The following is a 5,786-nucleotide window of genomic DNA, read 5'->3' on the forward strand; positions in this document are numbered from 1 at the left end:
CTTCTTCGGTGGCATTAAAGGTGAACACCTTGACCGCTGCCGCCAGCTGTTCCTGGCGCACCGGACTTAAGCCCGAGCTGATTTTTTCAGCGCGTAGGACGGCACTTTCCATGGCAAACACCTGAATGATGATATCCGCCGCCGCCATCAGGATTTCCTGTTCATCGGCAAGTTTCGCCATATATTTCTGAACGCCGGCGCCTGCGATAATGAGAAATAGCGTTTTCAGATTCTGGATGGTGACTTTTTCTGCCGCGAAGGGGATGCTGGTGTCGATCTCTTCGAAGGAGGGTGTCATCAGTGATTCGAAGGCTTTCATTGCTTCGCTCTGCAGGGGCAATTCCCCTTTCATGGAACGGCGCAGAATCATCCCGGTAATCAGAAGACGGTTGATTTCATTGGTGCCTTCAAAAATCCGGTTGATCCGCTCATCGCGGTAGTAGCGCTCGGCCGGATATTCGCTGCAGAACCCGTAGCCGCCGTGGATCTGGACGACTTCATCGACGGTTTTGGCCAGGACATCACTGCAGAAAACCTTGGAGATACCGCACTCGGCAGCATATTCTTCAATGGCCTTCTGATACTGCTCGTAATAGTCGGGGATCCCTTTTTCGATGGTGGCCAGTTTGTCGTCCAGCAATCCAGCCAAACGGTAAACCAGTGACTCGGAGGCATAGATGGCTGCGCTGAGATCGGCAATCTTCTCCTGAATGGCACCAAAGGCGGAAATCGGCTGGCCGAACTGCTTGCGTTCGTTGGCATAGCGGAGTCCTTCTCCAAGGGCCATTTTGGCCGCACCAGTCACACAGGCGCCGAGCTTGAAGCGGCCGACATTCAGGACGTTGAAGGCAATTTTATGGCCTTTGCCGATTTCACCGAGGACGTTCTCCACCGGCACCCGGCAGTTGTCGAGAATGATCTGGGTGGTTGAGCTGCCCTTGATCCCCATTTTTTTCTCTTCATTGCCGACGATCAGACCGGGGAAGCTTTTTTCCACCAGAAAAGCGGTAAAATGCTCTTTGTCGATTTTTGCAAAGACGGTGAACAGCTCGGCAAAGCCACCATTGGTGATGTATTGCTTGGTACCGTTGAGCAGGTAATGGCTGCCGTCTGCGCTTAAGGTGGCGCTGGTCTGAGCGCTCAAGGCATCGCTGCCGGAACCAGGTTCGGTCAGACAATAGGCGGCGCACCAGTCTCCGCTGATGATCTTTTCCAGATACTTTTCCTTCTGTTGCGCCGTTCCGTAATAGATCAACGGCAGGGTGCCGATGCCGGTATGGGCGGCAAAAGCGACGGAGAAGGAACCGCTTGCGGAGATTTTTTCACCGACCAGCATGCTCGAGACCTTGTCCAGTTCCAGGCCGCCATCCTCCTCGGCGGCATCCATCATCAACAGGCCGAGTTCGCCGCACTTGCGCATGCCGTCAACGACGTAGGAGAACTCCTGATTTTCGATTTCTTCAAGGTGAGGCAGGATTTCATCGGTGACAAATTTTTCCGTCGTTTCCGCGAAAGCGCGTTGTTCGTCGCTGAAATCCTCCGGGGTAAAAATATCCTGACATGCTGTCTCGGCAATGAGAAATTCTCCGCCTTTTCTGATCTTTCCAGCCATAATACGTACCTCGCAGATAATATAAATAAAGGAAGGTCAACTTCATCAACATAGATAAGTTCATCGTCTATCCATTGGAGCGCTTTCGCTTGCGGGTAAAACTCGCTTCGTTTTAAACAGTTACCCGCAGCGTTCAAGCACATCCAATTGTAGACGGATAATCTACATGTTGGGCGCATGCAACAGGATCACATTTTTTCGAAAATTCCTGCTGCCCCCATGCCGCCACCGATACACATGGAGACCATGCCGTAGCGGTTGTCACGGCGCTGCATCTCGTGCAGCAAAGTGGCAGTCAGCTTGGCGCCGGTGCAACCTAAGGGGTGCCCCAGGGCGATGGCGCCGCCATTGACGTTGATCCGTTCCGGATTCAGATCGAGCTCCTGGATGACGGCCAGGGACTGGGCGGCGAAGGCTTCGTTGAGTTCGATCAGATCAATGTCGCTTTGGTTCAGCCCGGCCATGCTCAGTGCGGCCGGAATCGCCTCGACCGGACCGATACCCATGATTTCCGGGGGAACGCCTCTGACGGCAAAGCTGACAAAGCGCGCCAGGGGTTTGGCGTCCATCGCTTTAAGAAACTCTTCCGATACAACCAGGACCGCCGCTGCACCATCGGTCATCTGCGAACTGGTGCCGGCGGTGACCGTGCCGTTCAGTTTGAACGCCGGGGACAGCCGGGCAAGCCCTGCGAGACTGGTGTCGGCACGGACGCCATCATCTATACTGATCAGTTTGCGATTTTTCTGCAGTTTGTTGTTGATCACCAGTGTCTCTTCCACTTCGACCGGAATAATTTCGTTGTTGAAGCTGCCGGCGGCAATTGCGGCTGCAGCTTTCTGGTGGCTGCCGACCGCGAACTGATCCTGTTGTTCACGGTTGATGGCATATTTGTCGGCCACCAGTTCGGCAGTGATCCCCATGGACGCGTAGCTTTCCGGCCAGCTGGCGACTAAACCGGGGTTGGCGCTGTATTTGTTGCCACCCATGGGAATTAAGGTCATGGATTCGGCACCACCGGCGACGATGCAATCGGCAAAACCGGCGATAATCCGTTCGGCGGCGCTGGCAATGGTCTGCAGGCCGGAGGAGCAGAAGCGATTGATGGTCTGGGCCGGAACCTGATAGGGAAGACCGGCCTTGAGGGCGGCGATGCGGGCGAAGTTCATCCCCTGCTCCCCTTCGGGGAAGGCGCAGCCGATCAATACATCGTCAATTCTCATCGGGTCGATGCTGGTGCGTTCGATCAGCCCCCTGATGGCAGCTGCGGCCAGATCGTCCGGACGCATATCCTTGAAGCCGCCTTTGTTGGCCCGGCAGCCGGGGGTGCGGTAGGCTGCGAGTATGTATGCTGTTTTCATGGTGGTTTTCCTCCCGATATGATCCGTCGGGGCACGGCGCGCCGTACCCCAACCTGCATTCTGATTAATTGCGCAACGGCTTGCCTTTTTTCAGCATGTGCTGAATGCGTTCGGCGGTTTTCTTGTTGCCACATAGTTTGAGAAACGCCTGGCGCTCAAGCTGCAGCAGATAATCCTCGGAAATCATCGTGCCGGCGGCAACATCGCCACCGCAGATGACATCAGCGATGATGCCGCCAATCTCCTTTTCATAGGCGGTGACGTAGCCCCCCTGTTCCATGTTCCAGAGGCTGGTTTTAATGCTCGCTGCGATATTGCGCCCTGGTGCCGGGATCTTGTCCAGCTGCTTCTGGGGGTGGTAGTTGACGGCCAGCCCGAGGACCTTCTGTTTGGCGTCAGCGATCAGACGATCGAGATCCATACTGATGCTGTCACCCCGGCGCATGTAGTTCAGGTTGTACATTTCCGCTGCCCCCATCGACACGGTGGCCATGCCGATCTGTTTGAAATATTTAAAGATAAAGGGGGTCGGATCGATATCGCCGTGGCGCGCCAGGTCAACCGCACGCAGGCACATTTCCTTGGTGCCGCCACCCGCCGGGATCAGGCCCACGCCGATTTCAACCAGTCCCATGTAGGTTTCCGCATAGGCGTTGATGGCGTCTGCATGGAGGCTGAATTCACAACCGCCGCCGAGGGTCATACCGAAAGGTGCGGCGACCACCGGCACGTCAGAATATTTGACCGCCATGGTCGCTTTCTGAAAGGCGCGAACCATCATGTCGATGTCCTCAAAGGCTCCTTCCGCCAGGGCGACGGCAAGCAGCATCAGATTGGCGCCGACGGAAAAGTTGGCCCCCTGATTGCCGATGACCAGCCCGACACCGTCTGTTTCGGCGCGCTTGATGGCTTTGTGGGTCATTGCCAGAATGTCACCGCTGATGGAGTTCATCTTGGAGTGAAATTCAAAGCCGAAGACCCCGTCGCCCAGGTCGAGCAACGAGCAATTGGCATTTTTCTCAACCACACCGCTGCTTTTCTTGAGGATCTGCAGGTTGATTTCGCCGGGCTTCAAGGGGATGGAGTGATACTCAGCGCGGGTCAGATCAAAATATTCCTTCTGCCCTGCATCGTTGAAGCGGTAAAAAGAGGTGACCTGTTTTAACGAGTCGGGAACCGCCACACCATCCTGCTCAGCACGTTTGACGAAATCGGCAACGCCAATCGCGTCAAGCATTTCAAAGGGGCCGATCTCCCAGTTGAAGCCCCACTTCATGGCATTATCGATGTTAAGCACATCGTCAGCGATTTCCGGAATCCGGTTGACGGTATAGATCAGGGTATCGCGCAGGGTTTTCCAGGCGTATTCGGCCGCCTTGTCCTGCCCGCTAACCACCATTCTGATTTTCTGTGCCGGATCATCGACCATTTTAACCGCTGCAATGGACGCGAACTTCGGCTTTTGGGCCGGCTTGAATTCACCACTGGTGTAATCGTAGTAGAGAATCCGGCGCTGTCCATCGACCTGCTGCTTCTTGTAGAATCCAGCCTTGCTCTTGTTGCCGAGCAGGCCGTTGTCGATCATCTGCTGCATGAACTCAGGGACAACGAAGGTGTCCCGCTGTTCGTCGTTCTTGAGCAATTCGAAGGAGTTTTTACAAATGTGCGCCAGGGTGTCGATGCCGACCAGATCGACGGTACGAAAAGCAGCGGATTTGGGGCGCGCTGTGGCCGGTCCGGCAATGGCATCAACCTCTTCAACGGTCATCTCCATGGCCAGCATGTGCTCAATTCCTTTGAAGATGGCGTAGACACCGATGCGGTTGGCAATAAAGTTGGGCGTATCCTTGGCGTAGACGATGCCTTTACCGAGGCGGCGGCTGATAAAATCCGCCATGGCGGCGACGACTGCCGGGTCGGTTTCCCGGCAGGGGACGATTTCCAGCAGGCGCATGTAGCGGGGTGGATTGAAAAAATGGGTAATCAGGAAGTTTTTGCGGATTTCCGCCGGCAGCACCTGCGCCATCTCGTTGATCGACAAACCGCTGGTGTTGGAGGTGAGGATTGCTCCCGGCGCCAGATGGGGGATCAGTTTTTCGAGCAACTGTTTTTTGATCGGGAGATGTTCGATGACAACTTCAATTACCCAATCACAGTGGTTGAGCTGGGTTAGATCATCCTCTAAATTGCCGACCCGGATCCGTCCGGCATACGCCGGCAGGTAGAATGGGGCCGGTTTCATTTTTATCAGTCCGGCCAGTCCGTCAGCGGCGATCCGGTTGCGCACCTGCGGACTTTCCAGGGTTAGTCCCTGGGCCTTTTCGTTGGCGTTCGGCTCTTTAGGGATAATGTCGAGGATCAGGACATCGAGTCCGGCGTTGGCCAGATGCGCTGCAATGGTCGCGCCCATGACGCCGGAACCCAGAACGGCGACCTTTTTGATCTGTCTCATTGTTCACCTCCGTTGGCCAGATAGAGTGCTTCTATCTGCTCTTTGTGTATGGCGTAGATTGCCTTGCGTTTCTGTTTCATGGTCGGGGTCAGCTCGCCGCCTTCAATAGAGAATTCCCGTGGCAGCAGGGCAAATTTTTTAATCGTTTGATAGGAAGGCTGGGTCTGGTTGAATAGTTCAACCCGCTCATTGAACAGGTCAATCACGCGGCGGTTGGTGACCAGTTCGTCGACGGCCAGATAGTCAAGTTTCTCCCGCTGAGCCAGTTCGATCAAGCGCTCAAGGTTCGGCGTCAATAGCGCGACCAGGTAAGGCTTGCGGTCGCCATGAACGTAGACCTGGGAAATATATTTATCCAGCT

General features: G+C 55.2%; 3 protein-coding genes and 1 pseudogene. All 4 read right to left on the reverse strand.

Annotated features, from left to right (window positions below; translation table 11 throughout):
• Positions 1-1,612: acyl-CoA dehydrogenase FadE (locus AC6F7T_RS08280; RefSeq protein ID WP_500717751.1), on the reverse strand; the 1,612-nt coding region annotated here is incomplete at its 3' end.
• A 188-nt stretch (positions 1,613-1,800) separates the two neighbouring features.
• Positions 1,801-2,973 carry an acetyl-CoA C-acyltransferase gene (locus AC6F7T_RS08285; RefSeq protein WP_500717753.1) on the reverse strand — a complete coding sequence of 391 codons (1,173 nt, stop codon included), beginning with the start codon at positions 2,971-2,973 and terminating at the stop codon, positions 1,801-1,803.
• 64 nt (positions 2,974-3,037) lie between these two features.
• Positions 3,038-5,425 (reverse strand): 3-hydroxyacyl-CoA dehydrogenase NAD-binding domain-containing protein, encoded by a 2,388-nt coding sequence (locus AC6F7T_RS08290; RefSeq protein ID WP_500717755.1) that lies wholly within the window; start codon positions 5,423-5,425, stop codon positions 3,038-3,040.
• A pseudogene (locus AC6F7T_RS08295) lies at positions 5,422-5,786 on the reverse strand (AMP-dependent synthetase/ligase); the annotation flags it as partial. The pseudogene AC6F7T_RS08295 and the gene AC6F7T_RS08290, both read right to left, overlap by 4 nt.

This window comes from Pelovirga sp., assembly GCF_059864205.1.

Coding starts and splice junctions, on each gene's coding strand:
- AC6F7T_RS08290 (WP_500717755.1), bottom strand. CDS start 5,425: ATGAGACAGATCAAAAAGGTCGCCGTTCTGGGTTCCGGCGTCATGGGC.
- AC6F7T_RS08285 (WP_500717753.1), bottom strand. CDS start 2,973: ATGAAAACAGCATACATACTCGCAGCCTACCGCACCCCCGGCTGCCGG.